Annotated in this window: 20 protein-coding genes, 2 pseudogenes and 1 other annotated feature; of the genes and pseudogenes, 9 read left to right on the forward strand and 13 right to left on the reverse strand. The window is 60.0% G+C overall.

What is annotated here, in order from left to right; translation table 11 throughout:
• Positions 1 to 74: 74 nt before the first annotated feature.
• From G3A56_RS04970 to G3A56_RS05005, 8 genes and pseudogenes are all read right to left on the reverse strand, one after another.
• Positions 75 to 707, reverse strand: coding sequence for a LysE family translocator (locus G3A56_RS04970; protein WP_003496670.1), 633 nt, complete (start codon positions 705 to 707; stop codon positions 75 to 77).
• A 217-nt stretch (positions 708 to 924) separates the two neighbouring features.
• On the reverse strand, positions 925 to 1,536 hold the full coding sequence (locus G3A56_RS04975; RefSeq protein WP_082184105.1) for a riboflavin synthase: 612 nt from the start codon (positions 1,534 to 1,536) through the stop codon (positions 925 to 927).
• Positions 1,536 to 2,784: pseudogene (gene ribD / locus G3A56_RS04980) on the reverse strand (bifunctional diaminohydroxyphosphoribosylaminopyrimidine deaminase/5-amino-6-(5-phosphoribosylamino)uracil reductase RibD). Before ribD ends, G3A56_RS04975 begins: the two are co-directional and overlap by 1 nt.
• Positions 2,785 to 2,786: 2 nt before the next feature.
• Positions 2,787 to 3,266: a transcriptional regulator NrdR gene (gene nrdR, locus G3A56_RS04985; RefSeq protein WP_003496675.1), complete on the reverse strand. Its 480-nt coding sequence runs from the start codon at positions 3,264 to 3,266 to the stop codon at positions 2,787 to 2,789.
• Between the two features lie 12 nt (positions 3,267 to 3,278).
• Complete coding sequence (gene glyA, locus G3A56_RS04990) at positions 3,279 to 4,568, reverse strand: serine hydroxymethyltransferase (protein WP_003496677.1); 1,290 nt, start codon at positions 4,566 to 4,568, stop codon at positions 3,279 to 3,281.
• A 377-nt stretch (positions 4,569 to 4,945) separates the two neighbouring features.
• Complete coding sequence (locus tag G3A56_RS04995; RefSeq protein ID WP_082184103.1) at positions 4,946 to 6,277, reverse strand: L,D-transpeptidase family protein; 1,332 nt, start codon at positions 6,275 to 6,277, stop codon at positions 4,946 to 4,948.
• Positions 6,278 to 6,652: 375 nt separating this feature from the next.
• On the reverse strand, positions 6,653 to 7,162 hold the full coding sequence (gene ldtR / locus G3A56_RS05000) for a transcriptional regulator LdtR (protein WP_026363448.1): 510 nt from the start codon (positions 7,160 to 7,162) through the stop codon (positions 6,653 to 6,655).
• 234 nt (positions 7,163 to 7,396) lie between these two features.
• Positions 7,397 to 7,834 (reverse strand): DUF6163 family protein, encoded by a 438-nt coding sequence (locus G3A56_RS05005; RefSeq protein ID WP_164056192.1) that lies wholly within the window; start codon positions 7,832 to 7,834, stop codon positions 7,397 to 7,399.
• 173 nt (positions 7,835 to 8,007) lie between these two features.
• Here G3A56_RS05005 and hemB point away from each other — a divergent pair, with 173 nt between their 5' ends.
• From hemB to G3A56_RS05030, 5 genes and pseudogenes are all read left to right on the forward strand, one after another.
• Positions 8,008 to 9,021: a porphobilinogen synthase gene (gene hemB / locus G3A56_RS05010; RefSeq protein ID WP_082184654.1), complete on the forward strand. Its 1,014-nt coding sequence runs from the start codon at positions 8,008 to 8,010 to the stop codon at positions 9,019 to 9,021.
• 110 nt (positions 9,022 to 9,131) lie between these two features.
• Positions 9,132 to 9,589, forward strand: a pseudogene (locus G3A56_RS05015) (RDD family protein).
• Between the two features lie 178 nt (positions 9,590 to 9,767).
• Positions 9,768 to 10,541: an arginyltransferase gene (locus tag G3A56_RS05020; protein ID WP_082184100.1), complete on the forward strand. Its 774-nt coding sequence runs from the start codon at positions 9,768 to 9,770 to the stop codon at positions 10,539 to 10,541.
• Between the two features lie 74 nt (positions 10,542 to 10,615).
• Positions 10,616 to 10,837, forward strand: a complete 222-nt coding sequence (locus G3A56_RS05025) for an AbrB/MazE/SpoVT family DNA-binding domain-containing protein (RefSeq protein ID WP_082184099.1) — start codon at positions 10,616 to 10,618, stop codon at positions 10,835 to 10,837.
• A complete protein-coding gene (locus G3A56_RS05030; RefSeq protein ID WP_082184098.1) occupies positions 10,834 to 11,223 on the forward strand; it encodes a type II toxin-antitoxin system death-on-curing family toxin in 390 nt (129 codons plus the stop codon). The genes G3A56_RS05025 and G3A56_RS05030 overlap by 4 nt, the downstream gene beginning before the upstream one ends.
• A 66-nt stretch (positions 11,224 to 11,289) precedes the next feature.
• Here G3A56_RS05030 and parC read toward each other — a convergent pair whose 3' ends face one another.
• Positions 11,290 to 13,542 carry a DNA topoisomerase IV subunit A gene (gene parC, locus G3A56_RS05035; protein WP_082184097.1) on the reverse strand — a complete coding sequence of 751 codons (2,253 nt, stop codon included), beginning with the start codon at positions 13,540 to 13,542 and terminating at the stop codon, positions 11,290 to 11,292.
• 230 nt (positions 13,543 to 13,772) lie between these two features.
• Between parC and G3A56_RS05040 the strand changes: the two genes are divergently transcribed.
• Positions 13,773 to 14,963, forward strand: coding sequence for a hypothetical protein (locus tag G3A56_RS05040; RefSeq protein WP_082184096.1), 1,191 nt, complete (start codon positions 13,773 to 13,775; stop codon positions 14,961 to 14,963).
• Between the two features lie 44 nt (positions 14,964 to 15,007).
• Here the strand turns inward: G3A56_RS05040 and G3A56_RS05045 are convergent, their stop codons facing one another.
• The 4 genes from G3A56_RS05045 to aspS form a co-directional block, all read right to left on the reverse strand.
• Positions 15,008 to 16,489, reverse strand: coding sequence for a SulP family inorganic anion transporter (locus G3A56_RS05045; RefSeq protein ID WP_082184095.1), 1,482 nt, complete (start codon positions 16,487 to 16,489; stop codon positions 15,008 to 15,010).
• Positions 16,490 to 16,563: 74 nt separating this feature from the next.
• Positions 16,564 to 16,619, reverse strand: a sequence feature (sul1 is cis-regulatory element that is thought to sense ions involved in sulfur or methionine metabolism; They are found in Alphaproteobacteria).
• Positions 16,620 to 16,696: 77 nt separating this feature from the next.
• On the reverse strand, positions 16,697 to 18,802 hold the full coding sequence (locus tag G3A56_RS05050) for a methyl-accepting chemotaxis protein (protein ID WP_082184094.1): 2,106 nt from the start codon (positions 18,800 to 18,802) through the stop codon (positions 16,697 to 16,699).
• A gap of 104 nt (positions 18,803 to 18,906) precedes the next feature.
• On the reverse strand, positions 18,907 to 19,383 hold the full coding sequence (locus G3A56_RS05055) for an FUSC family protein (protein WP_003496707.1): 477 nt from the start codon (positions 19,381 to 19,383) through the stop codon (positions 18,907 to 18,909).
• A 1-nt stretch (position 19,384) separates the two neighbouring features.
• Entirely contained in the window at positions 19,385 to 21,172 is a 1,788-nt protein-coding gene (gene aspS / locus G3A56_RS05060) for an aspartate--tRNA ligase (protein ID WP_035242653.1), read from the reverse strand.
• Positions 21,173 to 21,364: 192 nt separating this feature from the next.
• Here aspS and G3A56_RS05065 point away from each other — a divergent pair, with 192 nt between their 5' ends.
• The 3 genes from G3A56_RS05065 (at position 21,365) to G3A56_RS05075 (ending at position 24,569) form a co-directional block, all read left to right on the forward strand.
• Positions 21,365 to 22,636, forward strand: a complete 1,272-nt coding sequence (locus G3A56_RS05065) for an MFS transporter (protein WP_082184093.1) — start codon at positions 21,365 to 21,367, stop codon at positions 22,634 to 22,636.
• 82 nt (positions 22,637 to 22,718) lie between these two features.
• Positions 22,719 to 23,879 (forward strand): ribonuclease D, encoded by a 1,161-nt coding sequence (gene rnd, locus G3A56_RS05070; protein WP_164056193.1) that lies wholly within the window; start codon positions 22,719 to 22,721, stop codon positions 23,877 to 23,879.
• A gap of 81 nt (positions 23,880 to 23,960) precedes the next feature.
• The gene (locus tag G3A56_RS05075) at positions 23,961 to 24,569 is read left to right on the forward strand and encodes a hypothetical protein (RefSeq protein ID WP_137067531.1); all 609 of its coding nucleotides are present in this window, start codon (positions 23,961 to 23,963) and stop codon (positions 24,567 to 24,569) included.
• Positions 24,570 to 24,734: the final 165 nt, after the last annotated feature.

Here is a 24,734-nt window from a genome sequence, read left to right on the forward strand (position 1 = left end):
ATCACCGGCGCAGGAGGACCCGTTTGCGGGGCATTTCGCCGGGTTTCAAGCCTTTCGGCGCCACCCGACAAGAATCAGGTTTTCTGGAAGGCCAGGTGGACGCCGAGCCCCATCAGCACGGTTCCGGCAGCGCGGCGGGCAAGCACCTGCACGGCGCTGGAACGCTTCAGTCGACCGACCATTGCGCCGGCCAGAAGCACGCCGACCAGATCGGCCGAGGAAAAAATGAAATTGACGGCGATGCCGAGGATCAGCAATTGCAGCCAGACCGGAAAGGCCGCCGCAGGGTCGACGAATTGCGGCAGAAACGCCAGAAAGAACAGCGCGGTTTTTGGATTGAGCACATCGACGATGATGCTGTCGATGAAGGCGCGCCTCGCCGATTTCGGCTCGATGGCCAGATTGACGGCCTCACCTTCAAGCTTGCTGCGCACCATCGAGAAGCCGAGCCAGATGAGATAAAGCGCACCGCACAGCTTAACGGCGAGATAAAGCCACGGTACGGCCTGAAACAGCACCGAAAGCCCCGCCGCAGAGGCGACGATATGGAAATAGCAGCCGACATGGATGCCGAGCACCGCCATAAGCCCGGCAAACCGGCCGCGCGCCATTGTCTGCGCCGCCGCATAAAGCATGGCCGGGCCGGGAATATAGGCAAACAGGGCGGTGGTTATGAAAAAGGCTGTCAGCAGCTCAAAAGACGGCATGATGTATTTCCCCTACCCCGGTTGGTCCCGCTATCGGCACTAGACATGTCTTTATAGCGTTTGCGCCTCAATCGGAAGCTGAGTGCCGGACAACGATTGATGTGTCGCGATTTCCGGTACGTGTAACGCACCTCCCGTCATTCCGGCCTTGAGCCGGAATGACGGGAGGTGGAAGCGTCAGGCGAACACAATAAAACGCCGAACCTGCCTCCTCGACTTACGCCGAGGGAAATTCCGCAAGTCTGGCGGCATAACGTGCCATGGTGTCGACTTCGAAATTGACGAAATCGCCCGGCTGGCGTTCGCCCCATGTGGTGACGGAAAGCGTATGGCGGATCAAAAGAACGTCGAAATCCGTGCCCTCGACGGCGTTGACGGTCAGCGATGTGCCGTCCAGCGCGACGGAGCCCTTGGGCGCGACGAATTTCGCCAGATGGTCCGGTGCACGCAGGCGGATGCGGACCGCTTCGCCTTCCGGCTCTACCGCGAGGATTTCCGCCCGTCCGTCGACATGGCCGGAGACGATGTGACCACCAAGCTCGTCGCCGATCTTGAGCGCGCGCTCCAGATTGACATGCGTGCCCGTCTGCCAGCTGGCGATCGTCGTCAGGCGCAATGCCTCTTCCCAGGCCTCGACCTCGAACCAGCGCTCATTGCTGCCGTCTTCCGGCAGTCTGGTCACCGTCAGGCAGATGCCGCCATGGGAGATCGATGCGCCCATATCGATGGTCCTGGGATCGTAATTGGTCGCCACCCGCAGACGGATGCCTTCTGCCAGGGCTTCCAGCTCGGACACGGTTCCAACGTCGGTGACAATTCCGGTAAACATCAAAGCGGCCTTTCATAATCGAAGCAGCGATCCGGCCCGTAGGTGGTTTCGCTGACCAAAACATAATCGCCCGGAATATCGGCACGGCGGAGCGGCGTTTCAATGCCGCCGTCACCGACCACGACCGGGCTTTCAAATAGCATGATACGGTCCACCAGCCCCGCTTCAAGGAATGATTTTGCGGCAAAAGCGCCACCTTCGACCAGAAGTTCCGACATGCCGCTTTCGGCGAGAATGTGGAGGAGGTTTTCGAGGGTTGGGGCTTCGAGGATCTGGACGCCGGCGTCGGTCAGGAGTTGGCGCTTTGACTCGGCGTTACCCCCCTCTGCCCTGCCGGGCATCTCCCCCTCAAGGGGGGAGATCGGCAAGGGGCTGTCCGATCGTTCAAATTTCGGTGCCGGTTCACCCTCTCTGGCCATCGATGCATGACCGAGCAGCGCTCCATCGATCTCCCCCCTTGAGGGGAGATGCCCGGCAGGGCAGAGGGGGTAACGCCGCGACCGCAACGATTACCGGCACCTCGCGCGCCGTCTTCACCAGCTTCGATGTCAGCGGCAATTCAAAATGTCGATCAAGCACGATGCGGACCGGCGAGCGATCCTCTAGACCTTCAACGCGGACCGTCAATTCCGGATCATCCGCGATCGCCGTACCGATACCGACAAGGATGCAATCACAGCGCGCCCGGAGCTCATGCACGGCGTGGCGAGCCTGCGGCCCGGTAATCGCCACCTGCCCCTCGCCTTTCCTGCCGATCATGCCATCAGCGGAAACAGCAAGCTTTAGAATCACATGCGGGCGTTTTCTAACCTGACGTGTGAGGTAACCGGCAAGCGCCCGCTCGCCTTCACGGCGCAACAGGCCGGTTTCCACCGCAATGCCCGCATCGCGCAGGATCGCGTAACCGCGCCCCGAAACACGCTCATCCGGATCGTCGACAGCAACCACGACGCGGGCAACGCCGAATTCCACCAGCGCATTGGCGCAGGGTGGTGTCTTGCCCCAGTGCGAACAGGGTTCGAGGGTTACATAGGCGGTAGCGCCGCGTGCGGCTTGCCCGGCCATCTCCAGCGCCTGCCTCTCGGCGTGGGGGCGGCCGCCAATGGCGGTGACCGCTTCGGCGATGATTTGCCCGTCTTTTACGAGAACACAGCCAACCGATGGGTTGGTGAGCGTCTGACCCTGATGGCGAAGCGAAACCTCGATTGCCCGGGCCATGAATCTTTCGTCATCGGCGCGGGTCGTCACGTCTACACTCCGGCGTCCGTATCACGGGCGATCTTGGCGTTGATTTCGGCAATGACGTTCTCGAAATCCTCGGCGTGGCTGAAATCGCGATAGACCGAGGCGTAGCGCACGAAGGCCACGTCATCGAGGCTCTTCAGCGCTTCGAGAACCTGCAGGCCGATTTCTTCCGAGGGGATTTCCGTCTCGCCGGAACTTTCCAGGCGGCGGACGATGCCGGAGACGGCGCGCTCGATCCGGTCACGGTCGACCGGGCGCTTGCGCAGCGCGATCTCGAAGGATCGCACCAGCTTTTCCCGGTCGAAGGGCAGCTTGCGGCCGCTTTTCTTGATGACCATCAGCTCGCGCAGTTGCACGCGCTCATAGGTCGTGAAGCGGCCGCCGCAATCGGGGCAGATGCGCCGCCGGCGGATGGAGGTATTGTCCTCCGCCGGACGCGAGTCCTTGACCTGTGTGTCTTCGGAACCGCAAAATGGGCAGCGCATCGTCTTCCTCTCTTACATGTAGGGGTACATCGGGAAACGGTCGGTCAGGCCGACGACCTTTTCACGCACCGCAGCCTCGACGGCGGCATTGCCCTCATCCGAATTGGCAACCTTCAGACCATCGAGAACTTCGACGATCAGTTTGCCGATTTCGCGGAATTCCGCTTCCTTGAAACCGCGCGTCGTGCCGGCCGGCGTGCCGAGACGCACACCCGAGGTGACGAAGGGCTTTTCCGGATCGAAAGGAATGCCGTTCTTGTTGCAGGTGATGTAGGCGCGGCCAAGGGCTGCTTCCGCCCGCTTGCCGGTGGCGTTCTTCTTGCGAAGATCGACCAGCATCAGGTGGTTGTCGGTGCCGCCGGAGACGACATCCAGACCGCCTTCGACCAGCGTTTCGGCAAGCGCCTTGGCGTTCTTGACGACCTGCGCGGCGTAGTCCTGGAATTCCGGCTGCAGCGCCTCACCGAAGGCAACCGCCTTGGCGGCGATGACGTGCATCAGCGGGCCGCCCTGGAGGCCGGGGAAAACGGCCGAGTTGAACTTCTTGGCCAAATCCTCGTCATTGGTGAGGATCATGCCGCCACGCGGGCCGCGCAGCGACTTGTGCGTCGTTGTCGTGGCAACATGGCAATGCGGGAATGGCGACGGATGCTGGCCACCGGCAACCAGACCGGCAATGTGGGCCATGTCGACCATCAGATAGGCGCCGACTTCATCGGCGATCTCGCGGAAGCGCTTCCAGTCCCAGATGCGGGAATAGGCGGTGCCGCCGGCAAGGATCAGCTTCGGCCGGGTTTCCTTGGCCTTGCGCTCCACTTCGTCCATGTCGAGCAGGTTGTCGCCTTCGCGCACACCGTAGGACACGACGTTGAACCACTTGCCAGACATGTTGACCGGCGAACCATGCGTCAGATGGCCTCCCGAGTTCAGGTCGAGACCCATGAAGGTATCACCCGGCTGCAGGAGCGCGAGGAACACGGCCTGGTTCATCTGCGAACCGGAATTCGGCTGCACGTTGGCGAAGTTGACGCCGAACAGCTTCTTGGCGCGCTCGATGGCGAGTTCTTCAGCGATGTCGACGAACTGGCAGCCGCCGTAATAACGCTTGCCCGGATAACCTTCCGCATATTTGTTGGTCATGATCGAACCCTGCGCTTCGAGCACGGCGCGGGAAACGATGTTTTCCGAGGCGATCAGTTCGATCTCGTGGCGCTGGCGACCCAGTTCCTTCTCGATCGCGCCGAAAATATCCGGATCGACTTCGGCAAGCGGACGGGAGAAGAAAGCATCTGTGTTCGACATGGTGAAGGCTCCTGAAACAGTAATGCGATGGCGTCTTAGCGCCCTGCCCGGACAAGAGCAATACGGGCTGCGAGATTTGCCCGTCAAACTGCGACGTTGCGACAAAAAACGACAGTTGTTTTTATGAAAGCAGCGGTGAGAGGAGAAAAAGCCGCACGCGGCGGGGAGGATCAGACTTGTGAGGAAAGGCGACAAGCTTTCCTCCCGTCATGCCGGACTAGATCCGGCATCCAGCCACGGCGCGTCTGCGCCGTGAAAGGACTCTCTCGCGATCAAGGACTTGATCGCACTGGACCCCGGATCAGGTCCGGGGTGACGGCGTATGAGGGCTACGCCGCACCCGGCGAAGCGCGGCCTTCAATGAAAGCAAAGCCGGATCAGTTGCGCGGCAACAGGTCGTCGTCAACCGGGCCGGCCGGCTGCTCGATGCCGGTCGTCGTGTTGAGTGCCAGTTCGGCGTTGCCGTCCTTCTCATAGATGTCGTCGCGGAACTGCACCACGCCGTCCTTCGCCGACCATGCGGTGATGTAGACGAAATAGACAGGAACTTCCTGCGCCAGCTTTATCGGCGTGTTGACGCGGGTTGCGATGACGCGCTCCATTTCCTGACGTGACCAGCCGGGCGTGTCGCGCAGCAGCCAGCTTGTCAGGTCGCGCACGTTCTGCACGCGCACGCAGCCGGAGGATTCGAAACGCATCAGCTTGTTGAACAGGCCCTGCTGCGGCGTGTCGTGCATATATTCGTTGTTCGGATTGTGGAAGTTGATCTTCGTGGACGACATGGCGTTGATCTTGCCGGGGTCCTGACGGAACATCAGGTTCGGGGCCTTCGGCGCGAACCAGTCAACGGATGTCGGCGACACTTCCTGTCCCTTGCCATCGATGAGGCGGATGTTGTTCCGCTCCAGATAGGTCGGGTCCTTCTGCATCAGGGGCACGATGTCCTTTTCGACGATCGAGCGCGGCGCTGTCCAGTAGGGGTTGAGGATGACCTCATAAATCTTGGAATTGATGACGTGCGTCGGGCGGCTGGCGCGGCCGACAACGGCCGTGTTGCGCAGGACGACGCGCTCGTTCTCCACCGCCTCGATGGCGGCGGCCGGAATATTCACCATCAGGTGACGCTGGCCGAGATCGCCAGACATGGACTGGATGCGGACAAGGTTGGTCTGCAGCTGCGCCAGACGGATCTGGGCCGAAACATTGAGCGCCTTTGTCGTATATTCACCGCTGACACCATCGGCCGGAAGACCGTGGCGCGCCTGGAAGCGCTTCAGGGCACCGTCGACGTAGGAATCGAAGGCGCTGGAAATGCCGGCTTCGCGCGTCAGGTCACCGGAGACCATCAGGCGCTGGCGAAGCGCCTGCACCGAGGGATCCGAGACGCCGATCTGAAGACGCTGCTGGGTGACGGGCACGTCGGGCCAGCCGCCGTTCTGCACGATCTGCTGATATTGCATGATCGCCTGCTGCATATAGACAGGCGCTTCCCGCCCCAGAACCGGGTTGTTGGAGACGACACCCACGGCGGAACGCGACGAGTTGGCGTCGAACTGGTCATCCCAGTTGCCGCGGCGCGAAGAGCCCATGAGATCGTTAAGCGCGTTCTGCGCGAAGGCAGGCGCGGCAAGCGCTGCGGCACCAACGGAAACGGCGGAGCGCAGAAGCGCACGGCGCGATACGGAATCGGATACGGATTTCTTTGTCATTCTACCTACCAGCCACTCTCTTCGGCATTCTGAACAATGCCTAAATCAATATGATTAACAAACACGTACAACGTGTCTGCCGGCCGGTAATGCTCAACACCCATGATCCGGGCGCTATTGTCTGGCAGAACAGTCGGGACTTGCCACGACAGCAGGAGAAACCGCCGGCTCCTTCACCTTTGCGGGTCCCATATCAATATGGCCAATTCGTGTCACGAGCCTTTTCTCACGAAGCTTTGTATCCCCTGCAAAAAGGGGCGAAGGCCTGGTTTGTGAGCCGGGGTTGACACGCTGAAACGGGGAACGTTCCGAGGCGAATCCGCAAGCCGGAGGCAAAGTCATGCCCCCGGCTTAAACAGTGAAACCGTCGCGGTATTAAAGACGATAGGCTATCGAGTCGTTCCAGAAGCGATCGAGGCGCTGCAGCAGCTTGTTCATTTCGGAGAACTCGCCGGTGCCGATGCCGCCGACCTTTTCGATCGAGCCGACGTGGCGTTCATAAAGACGGGCAACCGTTTCGGCGATTTCCTGGCCCTTTTCGGTCAGGCTGATGCGGACCGAGCGACGGTCGACACGCGAGCGCTGGTGGTTGATGAGACCGAGGTCGACCAGCTTCTTGACGTTGTAGGAGACGTTCGAGCCGAGGTAATAACCACGCGAACGAAGCTCGCCGGCCGTCAGTTCGGAATTGCCGATGTTGAACAGCAGCAGGGCCTGAACGGCGTTGACGTCATCGCGACCCTGACGGTCGAACTCATCCTTGATGACATCGAGGAGGCGGCGGTGGAGACGTTCCACCAGGTGCAGCGACTCCATGTAGAGCGAGCGGATGGTATCTTCATGTGCATCGGCAACAACGGCCTGCGGCTTAACTTTGCTATTGATCATGACTGCCTCACTGTTTTGTTTGGCGGTGTGTTTGTTTGTCTCCCGCCTTGAGTGAGAACCTAATCAATGCGCATAAAATTCTACTTAAAAGCTACGATTAACAAATGGTTACCTGCATTTTTCCAAAGGGGCCAAACTTGTGGCGAAGCGGGAATGGTTCCCAGCCAGTCATTATAAATCAATGGCTTAGCGATAAAATCAGGCCCGAAATCGGGCCGAATTGCTTTATTCTTATGGTAAATCAATTCTTGCGCGCTCTTCATTTTGGCGCTGATCCAGCCAGAAAGCGACCAGAAATAGTATATAAATGGTTGCCACCAGGCCGTGCATCACGGGTACGAGCGTGTTGGCGCCGAAGATATGCGGCCACACCTTGTACATGGCGATCTGAGCGCCCGCGCCCATGACCCAGATGACCGCCCCCCAGGAAGCGCCGAGCCAGAGACCGAGCGCCGCGACCGGGAAAATCACCGCAAGCGCGCTGCCCGCCACCCGCCAGGGCAGGTTCAGCATATCGAACCGTCCGTGCCCTCCCAGCGAATATCCCGTCAGCATCGCCCAATATTGCAGGCCGAACCAGAAACAGGAAACCGCGACCAGCCTCATGAAGACCAGAAAGAGGATTTCCGTAAGCGGACGCTTCGGCAGAGGTTGAGAATCAGGTTCCATGGCCGGAAGATACGGTCTCGACGGGCGGGCGACCAGCCCATATTGAATTCCACGGCCTGCCTTGTCAAAACATCACGCCGGTGCGGGACGCCGATGAGGGAAGATTGTCGCATTCGCATGGGCCAAGCTTCATGCTATGCAGCTTTCCAAATTTGATCGAAGGACATTCTTACATGCAGGACAAAACGCATCTGGTCGACGAGATCACCGGCCATCGTCGCATGCGGCGCAATCGCAAGGCGGATTGGACGCGCCGTCTGGTGCAGGAAAGCCGCCTCACCGTCGACGATCTCATCTGGCCGGTTTTCATCGTGCCGGGCAGCAATATTCTCGATCCCATTCCGGCGATGCCGGGCGTCAACCGCATGAGCGTCGACAAGCTGGTCGAAGCCGCAAAAGAGGCCGCCGATCTCGGCATTCCGGCAATTGCGACCTTTCCGAACATCGAGATGGAGTTGCGCGACGAGACCGGTTCCAACGCACTCGAGGCGAATAATCTCATCAATCAGGCAACCATCGCCGTCAAGAAAGCCGTTCCCAATATCGGCATGATCACCGATGTTGCGCTCGACCCCTTCACCAGCCATGGGCATGACGGCATTCTGCGCGGCGACGAGATCGTCAATGACGAGACCGTGGAACAGGTCGTGCGGGCGGCAATCCTTCAGGCCGAAGCCGGTTCGGACATTATTTCGCCGTCGGAGATGATGGATGGCCGTATCGGCGCCATCCGCCGCGGCCTCGATGCGGCGGGGCACCAAAATGTCGGCATCATGGCCTACGCCACGAAATTCGCCTCCGGTTATTACGGCCCCTATCGCGAGGCCATTTCCACGGCGGGACTGCTGAAGGGCGACAAGAACAGCTACTATATCAGCCCGGCCAACGGCATGGAGGCGATCCGCGACGCCGCGCTCGACGTTGAGGAAGGCGCTGACATGCTGATGGTCAAACCCGGCCTGCCCTATCTCGACATCTGCTGGCGGCTGAAGGAGAATTTCGGCCTGCCGACCTTCGCCTATCAGGTGTCCGGCGAATATACCCAGATCAAGGCCGCGGCCATGCATGGCTGGATCGACGGCGAGCGCGTGATGATGGAAACGCTTCTCTGTTTCAAGCGTGCGGGCTGCGATGGCATCCTGACCTATTTCGCCATCGAGGCCGCACGCAAACTCGCAAAGGGCTGACAGGCTACACGAAAGCTGGCGCTTATTGTATTCGGTCGTTTGCTTCCCATATTGTCTGCTGACACGGCATATGTGCCGAGCTGTCAGAACCTCTCAGGAGAAAACGACCGATGAACCTCGACCAGAACCCCACCTATATCGCACCGGATGACTGGCGCGCCTATAGCGGCGTCCTGAGCCGGCGCGTCTTCGCGTTCCTGATCGATTATGCGATCGTTCTCCTGCTGTGCATTCCGGCGGCCGTGATTGTCTTCTTTCTCGGCGTGATCACGCTGGGTCTCGGCTTCTTCCTCTATCCGGCGCTGTTCGTCATCGTGGCGGTGCTTTATTTCGGCATGACGCTCGGCGGCCCATCGCAGGCGACCCCGGCATGCGGGCGATGGGTATAGCGATGGCGCGCATGGACGGACGGCGAATCGATTTTCTTCTTTCGACCGTTCACATCGTGCTTTTCTGGGTCATCAACTCGGTTCTGACCCCGTTGATTCTGCTCGCGGGCCTGTTTACCGAGCGCTCGCGCCTCGTTCATGACTTCCTGCTTGGCACCGTTATCGTCAGAACGCGCTGATATTGCCGAAAGCCACGTAAACGTGGCTTTCATATCAGGCAAATGCCGTATCTCGCAGTTGACGTTTTCCGGCATTTTGCCATTCTGTGACATTATGCTTGTCGCTTGAAGCGCCGCCGCCAGCCCCGTGAAATCGCGGCGCGCTTTCATAACAGACGCAGGAGGCGATCACGGTTCGATGAACACGCAGGCGACGCCCTCTCCCCAATTCTATCTTACGGCACCGGCCACCTGCCCCTACCTGCCGAACCAGATGGAGCGGAAGGTCTTTACGCATCTGGTCGGCCCGCGTGCGTCGGAAATGAATGACCTTCTGACCCAGGGCGGTTTCAGGCGTTCGCAGAACATCGCCTATCGCCCGGCTTGCGAAAACTGCCGCGCCTGCGTTTCCGTGCGCATCCTGACCGAACAGTTCCAGCCGACAAAATCGATGCGGCGCGTTCTGTCCATCAACAGGGATGTCGTCGCCACCGTCCACGCCGCCGAGCCCTCCACCGAACAGTTCTCGCTGTTTCGCCGCTATCTCGACCACCGCCACCAGTCGGGCGGCATGTCCGACATGTCGGCGCTCGATTATGCGATCATGGTCGAGGACACGCATGTGAACACCCGCATCATCGAATACCGCGTGCGCGAACCGGGCTCCGGCATTGATCCCAGCAAGCGCGGCGAGCTTCTGGCCCTGGCGCTGAGCGACGTGATGAGCGACGGGCTGTCGATGGTCTATTCCTTCTTCAACCCCGATCTCGAAAAACGCTCGCTGGGCACCTTCATGATCATGGACCACATCACCCGCACCCGCGCGCTCGGCCTGCCGCACGTCTATCTCGGCTACTGGGTAGATGGTTCGGAAAAGATGGGATACAAGACGCGCTATCATCCGCAGGAGCATCTGACACCGCGCGGGTGGGAGGTTTACACGCCATCCGGCGAGGCAGGCGATAAAGTCTGACGATGCACCCAAACCTGCCCGTTGAATGACAAAACCTCATGTGTTATAACATCGTTATAACAGGAGTTAGCGTCATGAATGTCACAATCCGCAAGATCGGTAATTCCGAAGGTATTATCATTCCTAAGGAAGTCTTGGATCGCATGGGCCTCAAGACGGGCGACACACTTGCCATCGAAGAAAAAAACGGCGGCTTTGAGCTGCGTGTTGCTGACGCGGATTTCGCACGGCAGCTCGATCACGCACGTGTCTTTATGGAGAAATACAAAGTTGCCTTGAAGAAACTCGCCGAATGACGGACTTCATCTTTCTTCGAAGCGACATCGTCAAGCAATTACATGTCATGCAAATAGAGCGTTTTGGCGGCGTTCATGGCCTGCGTGATGAAGGCATACTCGAATCCGCTCTGCACCGACCGATAAACAAAGCGGGTTATGGTGCAGACGATCCGTGTGAACTTGCTGCAGCTTATCTCTTTGGACTCGCACGCAATCACGCCTTTATCGATGGCAACAAGCGGATCGCCATCGTTGCCGCCGGTGTTTTTCTGATGGAAAACGGCTACATGATCGAGACCGACGAAGCTACTCTCTATACTTTCGTTCTGAACGTCGCCGCCGGTGAAATAGACGAGGAAGGCGCATGTCTTTTCCTCAAAGACCACGCCGTCCCATTTGCCTAAGCGGAAACGCCGCATATCATTTCGATACGCGGCGCTTTTTCGATATCCCATCAACGTCGGGCTGCGTTACCCGCCAAACTTCCCGCTACGCGGAAAACCCTTCGGCACAGTGCGGCCAACGGTGGCGCGGTCGGCCAGCCATTCGCGCAATTCTTCGCCAACCTTGGTAAAGAGACGCCCGGCCGTGTCGGACCAGCTCAAGCCATCCGCGAGCGCGAAGCATTTCACGTCCACGACACCGCCATCCTTATAGCGTTGCAGGCGCACGCCCTTGCCGCGCGACATTTCCGGAACCTGCGACAGCGGGAAGGCGAGCAGCTTGCGGTTTTCGCCGACGACAGCGACATGGTCGCCCGTGACCGGCGCCGCGAGCTTCGCTTCATCGGGCATGGAGACATTCATGATCTGCTTGCCCTTGCGGGTATTCGCGACCATTTCGCTTTCGGCCACGATGAAGCCGTTGCCTGCGGTCGAGACAAGGAGAAGCTTGCGGGACGGATCGTGGACGAAGGCCGTCAGGATGTCCTGATCGTTCTCCATGTCGACCATGATGCGGATCGGCTCGCCATGGCCGCGACCGCCCGGCAGCTTGTCGGCGCCGAGCGTATAGGCCTTGCCGCCCGTCGTCAGCAGCAGCAGCTTGTCCGTCGTCTGCGCCGGGAAGGCAAGCTTCGGGCCGTCGCCTTCCTTGAAGGTGAGCGACGACGTATCGGACATGTGTCCCTTCAGCGCCCTGATCCAGCCCTTCTGCGAAATGACGATGGTGACCGGTTCCTTTTCGATCATCGCCTGCTGGATGGCCTCGATATCGGCATCCGGCGCATCCGCAAACTGCGTGCGGCGACGGCCGATCTCGGTTGCCTTGGCATATTTCTTTTTGACTTCGCCAATTTCCCAGGCGACCGTCTGCCACTGCTTTTCATCGGAGGCGAGCAGCCCCTCGATTTCGGCCTTCTCGTTGCTGAGTTCATCGAATTCCTTGCGGATTTCGAATTCTTCCAGCTTGCGCAGATTGCGCAGCCGCATGTTGAGGATGGCTTCGGCCTGATTGTCGGTGAGCGACCATTTCGCCATCATCACCTGTTTCGGCTCATCCTCCTCGCGGATGATGCGGATGACCTCATCGAGATTGAGGTAAGCGACGAGCAGGCCGCCGAGAATTTCAAGCCTGCGGTCGATGGCCGCGAGACGGTGGCGGGAACGGCGGACCAGCACATCCTTGCGGTGCGCCAGCCATTCGCTCAGCACCTCGTTCAGCGCCATCACCTTCGGCACCTTGCCAAGCGACAGCACGTTCATGTTGAGCGGCAGGCGGCTTTCGAGGTCGGACAGGCGGAACAGGGATTCCATCAGGAGCGTGGCGTCAACGGTGCGGCTCTTCGGCACCAGCACGATGCGCACGTCTTCGGCGGATTCGTCTCTGACATCCTCGAGCAGCGGCAGCTTGCGGGCAAGCAGCAGTTCGGCGATCTTTTCGATCAGGCGCGATTTCTGCACCTGGAAGGGGATTTCGGTGATGACGATCTGATAACCGCCGCGTCCGAGATCTTCCGTTTCCCATTTGGCACGCACGCGAAAACCGCCGCGACCCGTCTTATAGGCATCGAGAATATTCTCGCGGCTTTCGACAATCACACCGCCGGTCGGCAGGTCGGGGCCGGGAATGAATTCCACCAGCTTTTCCACCGACGCATCCGGATGCTTGATGAGATAAAGCGCCGCATCGCAAAGTTCGTGCGCATTGTGCGGCGGGATAGAGGTCGCCATGCCCACCGCAATGCCGGAGGCGCCATTGGCGAGCAGATTGGGGAATGCGCCCGGCAGAACGACGGGTTCTTCGTCTTCCTCGTTATAGGTGGCGCGGAAATCCACCGCGTCCTCGCCAATGCCCTCCAGCAGCAGCGCCGCCACATCGGTCATGCGCGCTTCGGTGTAACGATAGGCAGCGGCGCCGTCGCCATCGATGTTGCCGAAATTGCCCTGCCCGTCCACGATCGGATAACGCTGCGAGAAATCCTGCGCGAGACGCACCAGCGCATCGTAGACCGACTGGTCGCCATGCGGGTGGAATTTACCGATCACGTCGCCGACGATACGGGCGCATTTCTTGAAGGCCGAGTTGGGGCGGATGCCCATCTCGCTCATGGCGTGGATGATGCGGCGGTGAACCGGCTTCAGGCCGTCGCGCACATCCGGCAGCGCACGATGCATGATCGTCGACAAGGCGTAAGCGAGGTAGCGCTCTTCAAGCGCCGCCTTCAAATCGACCGGATGAATGTTATCGTCTCCGCCTGACGGAGGTACAAGATTTTTTCCCATGGTGCTTGACTAGCCGAAATGCCGATTCCCGGCAAGAAATTCAGGGGTCTGCCCTGTGGATGAAACCACCTCTTTCAAGAGGTTTTTTATTAACCGCGTTGTAAATGCCGCAATGCCGCCGTCATACGAATCGATCTAAATCCTGTAGACCTTTGAATAATCGCGAATATAAATGTCACCATCCATATCTAGAACACGGTGCGCATCTGCACATTGAGGGAAGAAACATCATGAGACTGAAATCCACCCGGCAAGTTCTTTTCGCAAGTGCCGCGCTTCTTGTGCTTTCGGCGCCGGCTTTCGCGCTTGATGGCGGCGATGTGCTGAAGAAGATCAATGCCGCCTACGCCGCACAGGGTGGCGAAATCACAGCCGGCTCGGTCGCCGTCAACGGCTCCACCGTGACGCTGAACGGCGTGACCTTCAACTCGGTCGCCGATCCGGCCAAAAAAATCCCGGTCGGCAACATCACGCTTGAGGACGTCCAGGAAAACAACGGCGGCTACACCATCAAGAATGCGCGTTTCGACAATATCGATTACAAGCAGGAAAACGTGGAGATCAAGGCCAGCGACATCTACATGTCCGGTCTCACCATTCCTGCTGACGCCACGACTGGCACGGTCGATGCGCTGATGTTCTATGATGAGGCGCATAGCGGTCCGATTTCCGTTTCCGTCGATGGCAAGCAGGCTTTCTCGCTTGAGGAAAGCACCGCCACCATGTCCGTCAGCGACGACAAGGCATCGATCGGCTTCGAACTCGACGCATCCGGCTTCAAGGCGGATCTCAGCGAAGTTACCGATCCCGGCACGAAAGACGCCATCGAGAAACTCGAACTCAAGGCGCTTTCCGGCGACATGACCATGAGCGGCAGCTGGCAAGTGGCTTCCGGCACCGTCGATGTCGAGGAATATGCCATCGACCTCGACAATATCGGCCGTCTCAACATGTCGTTCGGCTTCTCCGGCTACACGCTCGACTTCATCAAGTCGATGCAGGAAACGGTGAAGGCGCAGGCCGCCAATCCGAACAAGGAACAGGCGGATCAGGCTGCAAGCCTTGCCATGCTTGGCCTGATGCAGCAGCTTTCCTTCGTCAATGCTGAAATCAGCTTCGAGGACGCCAGCATCACCAAGCGCGCCATCGACTACGCCGCAAGCCAGCAGGGCATGACGGGCGAGCAGCTTTCCCAGACCATCAAGGGCATGGCGCCCATCATGATGGCCTCGCTCAATGTTCCGGACCTGCAGAACATGGTGTCGGCCGCGATCAACACCTATATCGACAATCCGAAGAACTTCACCATTACGGCAGAGCCGGAAAAGCCGGTTCCGTTCCCGATGATCATGGGCGCCGCGATGGGCGCGCCGAACACCCTGCCGAAAATGCTCGGCGTGACGGTGACGGCAAACGAATAGCATAATAAAAAGCCCCGGTTTCCGCCGGGGCTTTTCACTTCTGGTCAGTGGAGCGGGGCTGCCGCTCCATCCTGCTTGTCGTGCAGGGCGAAACGGTCGATCATATGGGCGCTCGCCTCGTTGACGCCGATCACCTCGACCCTCTTGCCGGATTTGCGGAATTTCAGGACCACCTTGTCCAGCGCACCAACTGCCGAAATATCCCAGAGATGGGCTTGGCTGACATCGATCGTCACTGCCTCCACCTCTTCGGCGAAATCGAAAGCGGCAATGAAGCTTTCGGTCGAAGCGAAGAATATCTGGCCATCGACACGGTAGATGCGTTGCCGGCCATCCGCCGCAAGTTCAGGGCGGACGTGGAAAAGCCTGGAAACCTTGCCCGCAAAAAACACGCCGGACAGAAGCACGCCTGCCAGCACGCCCCTTGCAAGATCATGGGTCGCCAGCACCGTTCCGACCGTTACCAGCATGACGATGCTGGAGGACGGCGGATTGCGGCGCAGATCGAGGATCGAGCGCCACGAGAAGGTGCCGATGGAAACCATGATCATGACTGCCACCAGAGCAGCCATCGGAATGATGCGGACGAGGTCGTCGAGCACCAGAATGAGGAACAGCAGGAAAGCACCCGCCACGAAAGTGGAGAGCCGGCCCCTGCCGCCGGAGCGGACATTGATGACGGACTGGCCGATCATGGCGCAGCCGCCCATGCCGCCGATGAGCGCAGACGCGATGTTGCCTGTCCCCTGCCCGATGCATTCCCGACTCTTGTTGCTGCCGGTATCCGTCATGTCGTCGACGATCTGTGCCGTTAGCAGCGATTCCAGGAGACCGACAGCGGCAAGTGCTGCGGAATAGGGAAAGATGATCTGAAGCGTTTCGAAGGTCAGCGGCACCTGCGGCAGGGCAAAGACCGGTAATGTCGAAGGCAACTCGCCGAGATCGCCGACAGTGCGGATGTCCATGCCGGAAAACACCGCCACGCAGGTCAGGACGACGATGGCGACCAGCGGCGACGGGATGATTTTCGTAACCAGCGGAAAGAGATAGATGATCGCAAGGCCTGCCGCGATCATGACATAGGTTTCGACCGGCACGCCGATAAGCTCGGGCAATTGCGCCATGAAGATCAGGATCGCCAGCGCGTTGACGAAACCGGTCATGACCGAGCGCGAGACGAAGCGCATCACCCGGCCGAGCCTGGCAAAGCCCGCCGCGATCTGCAGCACGCCCATGAGGATGGTGGCCGCAAAGAGATATTGCAGGCCGTGTTCCTTGACGAGCGTGACCATCAGCACGGCGGTGGCGGCAGTTGCCGCGGAAATCATGCCGGGACGGCCGCCGGTGAAGGCGGAAACGCAGGCGATGGCGAAGGATGCGAACAACCCCACCTTGGGATCGACGCCGGCAATGACGGAAAAGCCGATGGCTTCGGGAATGAGGGCGAGTGCCACGACGATGCCGGAAAGGACATCACCGCGAATATTGGAAAACCACTCACGTCTGTAAGTCTGAAATCTGTTCATTTGATTTTTTCGCAAAGTATGACGCACCGGCCGGAGACATCTCCGGTAGATTAAAAAAGAATGTCGGTGCTTTGCGTTGTCTGGCGGATCGGCGGCCAGAAGAGCCACCCGGGATTTCACCGGGTCCGTGGTGAATAGCCCACCTATAGACGGCAAAAAAGCGGGCTGCAAGTTGCGCGCCCGCTTTCGATGTCTGGAAATGAAGGGTCAGGCTGCTTCGCGCTGGCGATTATCCCACATATCCGCTTCGCTCAGCCGGAACTGATGGACCAGTTGCTTGAGACGCGCCGTCTCACCGGCCAGCATGGCGCTGGCGGCATTGTTCTCCTCGACCATGGCGGCGTTCTGCTGGGTGCCCTGATCCAGATGGTTGACGGCGGTATTGATCTCGGAAAGCCCGAGCGACTGCTCCTTCGTGGCAGCGGCGATCGCCTCAATATGATCGTTGATCGTCTTCACCGAACCGCCGATGCGCGACAGGGCGGCGCCGGTTTCGCGCACGAACCGCGCGCCATCCTTCACCTCCGTGCTGGAGTTGCGGATGAGCACCTTGATCTCGGCGGCGGCCTTTGCGGAGCGCTGCGCCAGTTCGCGCACCTCCTGCGCAACGACGGCGAAACCACGTCCCGCCTCCCCCGCACGCGCGGCTTCAACACCGGCATTGAGAGCAAGAAGGTTGGTCTGGAAGGCAATCTCGTCAATGACGCTGATGATGCTGCCGATCCTGCCGGAGGATTGCTCGATCTTTTCCATGGCCATGATCGTGTCGACGACGAGATCGGCCGTGCGGCTGGCATCCTCATCGGCCGAATGGGCGACCGAGCGCGCCTCCACCGCACGATCCGCCGAAATGCGGATGTTTGCCGTCAGCTGATCAAGGGCGGCGGCGGTCTCTTCGAGCGAGGCGGCCTGCTGTTCCGTGCGGCGGGCAAGATCGGCAGCGCTCTGGCTGATTTCCTGGCTACCGCCGTCAATCGCGACGCTCGACTGCACGATGCCGGACATGGCGGCATCGAGCTGGCGGATCGTCCGGTTGAGATCGTGTCGCAGCGCCTCGAAATCCGGCGCGAAGGGCTCGTTCAGTTCGAAGGATAGATCGCCTTCGGCCAGGCGATGCAGCGCCGCCGCAAGTCCGGTCGTTGCCTGCATCAACCGCGCCTGTGCTTGTGCCTCCGCCTCGCGTTGGAACCCGGCCTTTTCATCCTCGGCGCGTTGACGGGCCACGAGTGCCTGGCGCTCCAGCTCGATCTTGGCGATGGCCGCCTGCCGGAAAATCTCCAGCGCCTGCGCCATGGCGCCAAACTCATCCCTGCGACGAAGGCCGGGAACCGCAAACTCGGTTTCGCCTTCGGCCAGACGACGCATCGCGCCGGTGATCGCGGTCGCCGGACGGGTTATCGACCGGCCGATGAAGTAGACCCCGGCAAAAAGGCTCACGACGGCGAACGCGATAAGGATGACAACGATCGAGACGGTCGTTTCCGCCGCGGTCTGGTTTTGCAGCGCGCTGGCTTCCCGCTCCTGCCGATAGGCCGTGGAAATATCCGCGACGACGGGCAGCAGCGCATTATAGGCGGAAGCGACCGTTTCCCGCGCCTTCTGTTCCTCCAGCACGGCCTGCGCATAAAAACGGAAGGAGGCGGTGTAAATCTCCAGTGCATCCATGATGCGCTGGCGCTCCACACCCGGCCGGTATTCCAGCTTCACCAGCGCCTTGAAGGTCTCAACCTCGGCTGCATGCTTGCCCGTATAGGCTTCATCGCGCCGCAGGATGAAATCCTTCTCGTGCCGGCGCATCATCAGCATGCTGGCGCGGATTTCGGCATTGGCGACGACGTCGATGAGTTTTTCGATGGAATGCACGCCGTTGCGCATCGCGCCCTCAAGGCCCTCGGTGGGAGTGAGGCCAAGCTCCCGGTTTTTGGAAACAAGCGCCTTCATGCGGTCGGTATAGGCAAGGGTACCCTGCGCCAGTGCGTCAAGCTTCGCGCGGACCTGCGGCGTCGCGCTGCCTTCGAGGCTGCTCAGCGACTGATGCACCTTGTCCATCGTCTGATCAAACTCGGCGACGGAATTCATGTCCCTGGAAAGCAGGAAATCCCTCTGATGGAGGCGGCTTTCATGCAGCCCGTCCATCAGCGTCGTCAGCACGCCGTCCCTCTGGATAAGAGTGTCTTCGGCAATCCGGTAACGCGCCTCCATATGCCTTTGCCACAGCAGCATGCCCGCAATGACGGCGATACCGCAGAGCGCAGCCAGTGCGAGCATGGATATGCGATGTGCGATTTTAAACGTCGAGACCAGCGAAAACATTCAACCCTCGTTTGCATATTTCACGATGGGGATGAATGATTGAGAAGACTTAAGAACTCCTCTACCGGATTTGTCAGTTTGATTAAGGTTTTATGACAAGACCACTAGAGCTTCAGCCGCTCACGAAAGAAGACGAGCGCTACGGCCACACCAGTCGCCACACCCACGATCACATCGACAAAACGGACAAAACCGGCAGCCTGCGGCCCCATCAGCAGCACGAGCATGGCCGAAGCGCCAGCCTGTATCGGCACGACCGGCGGCAGGCCGAACATGGAAGCGAGGATCATGGCGATGAAGGTCGCCGAGGCCAGCCTGATTTCAGCGACATCATGCGGGACAAGGAGCGCGATCTCCCCGACAAGAATGCCGATGGTGACGCCGACCATCAGGCCAAGGCCCTGACGAACATGGCTCGGGATTCCCGGAGCAAGGCAGATAAGCGCGCTGATTGCGGCAAAGACGGGTTGTGGATGGCCCAGCCACCGATGCGCGACCCAGAACGCAAAAGCGGCCGCAAGTGCGGCCGCCAATGCACGGGTGAAGGCTGCGCGAACCCGGTCGAGCAGCGTCTTCACCATATCAGTCCTTCTTGGACGGAACGACGCGCAGCGCCAGTTCACGAAGCTGCGTCGGCGTTGCCGGCGACGGCGCGTTCATCAGGAGGTCCTGCGCCTGCTGGTTCATCGGGAACAGGGTGATTTCGCGCAGGTTCTTGGCGCCAACCAGAAGCATGACCACACGGTCGATACCGAAAGCGCAACCGCCATGCGGAGGCGCGCCGTACTGGAAGGCGCGGTAAAGGCCGCCGAAGCGCTCTTCCACGTCGCTCTGCGACAGACCAACCTTTTCGAAGGCCTTGACCATCAGTTCCGGCGACTGGTTACGGATCGAGCCGGAGGCGATTTCGAAGCCGTTGCAGACCGCGTCATACTGGAAGGCCTTGATGGAAAGCGGATCGTCGCCTTCCAGCGCTTCCAGACCGCCCTGCGGCATGGAGAAGGGGTTGTGGGCAAAGTCGATCTTCTTTTCTTCCTCGTTATATTCGAAGAAGGGGAAATCGACGATCCAGCACATTTCGAAACGGTCGCGATCGATCAGGTTCAGCTCGTCGGCGGCACGGGTGCGCGCCTCACCGGCGAACTTGTAGAACTTCGCGGGATCACCGGCAACGAAGAAGCAGGCGTCGCCCGCCTCGAGGCCGAGCTGCTGGCGCAGCGCCTCGGTGCGTTCTTCGCCGATGTTCTTGGCGAGCGGACCGGAACCGCCGACCTTGCCGTCCTCTTCCTTCCAGAAGATGTAGCCGAGGCCCGGCTGGCCCTGGCTCTGCGCCCAGGCGTTCATGCGATCGCAGAAAGCGCGCGAACCACCGGTCTTGGCCGGGATCGCCCAGACCTGAACCTTGGGGTTGGAAGCGATCATGTTGGCGAAGACCTTGAAGCCCGAACCGTCGAAATGTTCGGTCACGGCTTCCATGACGATCGGGTTGCGCAGGTCCGGCTTGTCGGAACCATATTTGCGGATCGCTTCGTCATAGGGAATGCGCGGCCACTGCTTGGTGACAGGTTTGCCTTCGGCGAACTTCTCGAACACGGCCGTCATCATCGGCTCCATCGTGGTCCAGACGTCTTCCTGGGTCACGAAGCTCATTTCGACGTCGAGCTGATAGAATTCGCCCGGCAGGCGGTCAGCGCGCGGATCTTCATCACGGAAGCACGGCGCGATCTGGAAATAACGGTCGAAACCGGCCACCATCAGAAGCTGCTTGTACTGCTGCGGCGCCTGCGGCAGCGCGAAGAACTTGCCTTCATGAATACGCGAGGGCACGAGGAAGTCGCGCGCGCCTTCCGGCGAAGAGGCGGTGAGGATCGGCGTCGTATATTCGGCAAAGCCCATCTCGCCCATGCCGGTGCGCATGGCGGAGATGATCTGCGTGCGCTTGACGATGTTCTTGTGCAGCGTTTCGCGGCGAAGATCGAGGAAGCGGTACTTCAGGCGAACGTCTTCAGGGTACTCAGGCTCGCCGAAGATCGGCAGCGGCAGTTCCTTGGCAACGCCCAGAACCTCGATTTCCTGTGCGTAAAGCTCGATCTCGCCGGTCGCCATGCCCTTGTTGACGGTGTCCTCCGAGCGCGCCTTGACCAGACCGTCGATGCGGATGACCCATTCGCCACGCACCGTTTCGGCAATCTTGAAGGCCGGGCTATCCGGATCGGCCACAACCTGCGTGATGCCATAATGGTCGCGAAGGTCGATGAAGAGAACGCCGCCATGATCTCGCACGCGGTGAACCCAACCGGAAAGGCGAACGGTTTCGCCAACGTCGGACTTGCGGAGAGCGGCACAGGTGTGGCTGCGGTAACGATGCATTTTTATATCCTGGAACGTGTCGTGGGCCCTGATGGGGGCCAGATGGGCGGCACTGTCGAAATTTGCCGGAAAAGCGCATGGCCAGCCTGATTTGTCAAGGCAAAGCGCAACAATGTCGTCTTCAGCCTGTCCTTTCCCCTGCCTTCGCTTTAGATAGGGCTAATCCAGCCCGCCAAACCGAGTCGGCCCGCAATGAGCCAGATCAGACCTCTTATCCCGCTTCTCGTCACCGCCGGCATTCTGATCGGCGGCAACGGCCTGCAGGGAACCTATATCGCGCTGCGCGGCCTGTCCGAAGGATTTTCGGCCAGCACCATCGGCCTCATCAGCGCCGCCTACAGCCTCGGCTTCGCGCTTGGCTGCATTTCGGTGACGCGCCTGCTGCGCAAGATCGGCCACATCCGCACCTTTGCCACCATGGCGGCCGTTGCATCCGCCGCATCGATCGCCATGCCGCTCATCACCCATCCGCTCTTCTGGCTGGCGATGCGTTTTGTGATCGGCATAGCAGTCGCCTGTCTTTTCGCCGCGATCGAAAGCTGGATCAACGCGCAGGTGACGAATTCCAATCGTGCCCGCACGCTTTCCATCTATCGTTTCGTCGATCTCGGCTCCGTGACGCTCGCCCAATATATCATTCCCGTCGCCGGCATCGACGGGCCCATCGTATTCTCGCTGATCGCCATGGCGCTGACGCTGTCGCTGGTGCCGATCTCGATTGCCGACAAATCCAACCCCGCGCCGCCGAAACAGATACCCTTCAATCTTTTCGCGGTCTGGCGCATCTCGCCGCTTGCCGTCGTCGGTTGCGTGGCTGTCGGTCTCAGCATGGCGGCGTTTCGCAATATCGGCCCGATCTATGCCGAGCAGATCGGCCTTTCCGTCACCGCCATCGCCACCTTCATGAGCGCCGGCATCATCGGCGGCGTGGTGCTGCAATATCCGCTCGGCGTCTATTCCGACCGCTACGACCGGCGCATCATCATTCTCGCCACCACGGCAGGCTCGGTGATCGTCGGTCTGTTTCTCGCCCTCTTCGCCGGCACGGATGAGTGGAGCAACATTATCGGCGTCTTCATCTTTGGCGCCTTCGCCCTACCGCTCTATTCGTTGAGTTCCGCTCACGGCAACGACCATGCCAAGGAGGGCGAACATGCGATGGTGTCCGCCGGGCTTTTGTTCTTCTGGTCGGTGGGCGCAACCGTCGGGCCGCTGCTCGCCTCCGTCCTGATCGACCAGTTCGGCCCGAAAGCGCTGTTCAGTTACACGGCCGCGATCCAGATCGTTTTCATCGCCTATACCATCTACCGGCTGCAGGTGCGGGAAGGTGTTCCGGTGGAGGAAAGAAACTGGCGGTTCCGCTCGCTCTTGCGCACATCCGCCTATTTCCAGAAGCTCGCCGCGCCCCCGCCGCCCAAAAAGGACGGACAGGAGCCAAATCCGCCCCAGAAAAACGATCCATGAGCCTTCAAAAGCGGGCTTTGTATTGACATGCGCCCGGCAAAGGGAAAGTAAGACGGATAATTTTCACGAGTGGCCATTTGCAATGATTGAAACGACTGCCGCCCTCGCCGAAGCCTGTACGGAACTGGCGAAATCGGAATTCATCACCATCGACACCGAGTTTCTGCGGGAAACGACCTTCTGGCCGGAGCTCTGCCTCGTACAGATGGCAAGCCCGACGCTTGAGGTGCTGGTCGATCCGCTGGCCAAGGGTCTCGACCTTACGCCGCTTTTCGAGCTGATGGCCAATCCTAACGTCGTCAAGGTTTTCCACGCCGCGCGGCAGGATATCGAGATCATCTACCATCTGGGCGGGCTCATTCCCCATCCGATCTTCGACACGCAGGTTGCCGCCATGGTCTGCGGTTTCGGCGATTCGATCTCCTACGACCAGCTGGTGCAGAAGATCAAAAACGTGCAGATCGACAAATCCTCGCGTTTCACCGACTGGAGCCGCCGTCCGCTGACCGAAAAGCAGCTGGATTACGCGCTGGCCGACGTGACCCATCTGCGCGATGTCTATCTGGCGCTGAAGGCACAGCTGGAGCGCGAAGGCCGCTCGCTGTGGCTGACCGAAGAGATGGACATTCTGGAGTCGCGCGACACCTATGACATGCATCCCGACGATGCGTGGCTGAGGCTGAAATCTCGCCTGCGCAAGCCGACGGAACTCGCCATCCTCAAATTCGTGGCCGCCTGGCGCGAGCGTGAGGCGCGTTCACGCAACGTGCCGCGATCACGCGTCCTGAAGGACGATGCGATCTTCGAGATCTCCCAGCAGCAGCCGAAGGACGCAGAGGCCCTGTCGCGGCTTCGCACCATCCCGAAGGGCTGGGAACGTTCCACCTCCGGAACGGCCATCGTCGAAACCGTGAATGCGGCGCTGGCGCTTCCGAAAGAAGAGATGCCGAAGGCGCCGCGTCACAGCCACGCGCCGGAAGGTTCGGGCGCTGCCGTGGAGCTCCTGAAGGTTCTTCTGAAGCTGACCGCGGACAAGCACGGCGTCGCCGCCAAGGTCATCGCCAACAGCGAGGATCTGGACAAGATCGCCTCCGAGGGCGAGAAGGCAACCGTGGCGGCACTGACCGGCTGGCGGCGCGAACTCTTCGGTGATGTGGCGCTGAAACTCATCAATGGCGAAGTGGCGCTGCGTTTCGCCGGCAAGAAGGTCGAGGCCGTGGAAGTGGCGGTGAGCGAGGCGTAATCGCCCCGCGCATCTCTCTCCCCAATTTTGCCCGCATCGCGTTCCATCTTTTGCCGATGGTCGCGCTTTGAGGGTCTTTCCATGAAACCTGCCTGCACTCTGCTGCTGGCCGCCTCTGTTGCGGCCGCCGGTATCCTTCATGCCCCCGCCCCCGTCTTCGCCGATGGCGGCAAGATCGACCTTCAGGGCGAGTGGACCACCGACTGCCTGAAGATCGGCAAGAACGACCGGCACGGCATCGTCACGCGCATTACCATACGCGGCGGCCGCATGCACGCCGTCTCGCAGATCTATGCCCGCAGCGGCTGCCAGCAGCCAACGGTGCAGGTGCGTTACGAGGGCGTGCTGGATGGTGGACTGAAAGACAGTGACAGCCTGCTCTTTGCCCACACCGTCACCTCGATCACCATGACACCGAACGACCCCACGGTTGTCGAGCACTATAATGGCGACCCGAAGGGCACCGGCTGCGGCCTCAGCGGCTGGAAAGAGAATATTCCCTTGGACGTCGATGGCAGGACCTGCGCGGCCATCACCTTTGCCGGCAAGGGCGAAACTTTGTTCGACCGCGCATGGATCGACGGCAACCGGCTGCGTTTTGCCGCTTTTCCAGTCAAATGGTCGAACCGCTCGCCGGATGACCGGCCGCAATCCCCGCTTGAAACGGTCTATTACAGAACATCATATTAGATGTAGCGCGGCATCAGAACCCGTTTTGCGGCAACAGGGCAACAACCTTTCCAATCCTTCATGCGACCTTACCGAAAGGTCACTTTTTGCGGCGCATTTTCCACATTAATGTCGCATATGACCTGAACAGAAGCATAACCCGGCGAGAGCGGCGGGCCTTTCCTT

Origin of the sequence: Rhizobium oryzihabitans (genome assembly GCF_010669145.1) — a bacterium.
GTDB classification, from domain to species: Bacteria; Pseudomonadota; Alphaproteobacteria; order Rhizobiales; family Rhizobiaceae; genus Agrobacterium; species Agrobacterium oryzihabitans.